This window comes from Microcoleus sp. MON2_D5, assembly GCF_036701905.1.
Lineage (GTDB): Bacteria > Cyanobacteriota > Cyanobacteriia > Cyanobacteriales > Microcoleaceae > Microcoleus.
This window is the reverse complement of record NZ_JAUBRM010000122.1, coordinates 1-1,457: the sequence shown is the minus strand read 5'-3', so window position 1 is coordinate 1,457 and position 1,457 is coordinate 1. Positions and strand designations below refer to the sequence as shown.

The following is a 1,457-nucleotide window of genomic DNA, read 5'->3' as shown; positions in this document are numbered from 1 at the left end:
CAACCAACAATCATCAGGCTCCAGGTTGATGTGGGTTATTGGTGATGTGGGGGCGGGTTTATCTAGATGGTTGGTAATTGTTAGATATTGTTGGTGAACCCGCCCCTACAAAATATGGTGTTCGTAGTCGCCCCAACTAAAATCGCATCTTCAGATACAGACTCAACGAATCGAACACCGCCGAAAGCCTAACAGCAAAATGGAAGCATTGGCGATCGATCTCTCTTCGCCTGTAACGAAATATTCTCGCAAAAACCCGGTTTTTTGCCACCCGCGCACAAACTTTAGAAACCGGGTTTTTTCCCATCTCTTCGCCTGTAACCAAATATTCTCGAAAAAATCCGGTTGCTGACCACCCATCGACGAATCATGGTAAATAAACATCCGTGTTACTGACAACTCCCCACAATGGAAGAAACCCGCGCCCAAGCTTATCTGCAATTGATTGAGACACTCGTGAATTGCCCCAACGGTGAGGAACCGCAGATTTTACAGGCTAACTTAGAATTGGTAGATTCGGGGTTTCTGCAAGTTTGCGAGGTAGTAGCAGAAAACCTGGCAGAGGAAGGACAGGAAAATCAGGCTAATTTTTTACGGAATTTTGCCAGTCAGCTAGGGGACTTCTTGGGGATGAATGATGACGGAGATAGCGATAACTCTGAAGGTGAAAATCCCCAAGAGTATGCAAACTTTATCCTAGACTTATTGCAAGCAGAACAAGATAGCAACAGCGATATTAAAGTAATTTACCCCATGCTGGCCGGGCGGCAACATCTCCTTAATAGTTGTTTTGCCGAGATTTTACAGCAAGTGACCCAGAATTTTATTGGCGAACACCAAGAAGCAATTGAGTTGATTGTTGCCCACATTGAAAATTTGAGTATTCATATTAATGACTTTCCCCTTGGCAGTAGATTGAATAATCTTGAAATTGCCATTACTGGTTATCAAATAGTTTTAAATAATCGGGAACCTGGCAGCGAAAAATATGCTCAAACTCAAAATAACCTAGCTATTGCCTACAGTAACAGAATCAACGGTTCGCGGGCTGATAATCTGGAAAGGGCGCTCGAGTTTTATCAAGCTGCTTTAACTGTTTATAAGCTTGAGGATTTCCCCGAAAAATGGGCAATGACTCAAAATAACCTAGCCGTTGCCTACTTATACAGAATCAACGGTTCGCGGGCTGATAATCTGGAAAGGGCGCTCGAGTTTTTTCAAGCTGCTTTAACTGTTTATAAGCTTGAGGATTTCCCCCAAGATTGGGCAATGACTCAAAATAACCTAGCCCTTGCCTACAGTGACAGAATCAACGGTTCGCGGGCTGATAATCTGGAAAGGGCGCTCGAGTTTTTTCAAGCTGCTTTAACTGTTCGTACTCTTGAGGATTTCCCCCAAGATTGGGCAATGACTCAAAATAACCTAGCCCTTGCCTACAGTGACAGAATCAACGGTTC

General features: G+C 43.8%; 1 protein-coding gene. It reads left to right on the top strand.

The genetic code is table 11. The annotated features are described in order from the left end of the window. Nucleotides 1-408 precede the first annotated feature (408 nt). Nucleotides 409-1,457: tetratricopeptide repeat protein (locus QUA47_RS27770; protein ID WP_333433146.1), on the top strand; the 1,049-nt coding region annotated here is incomplete at its 3' end.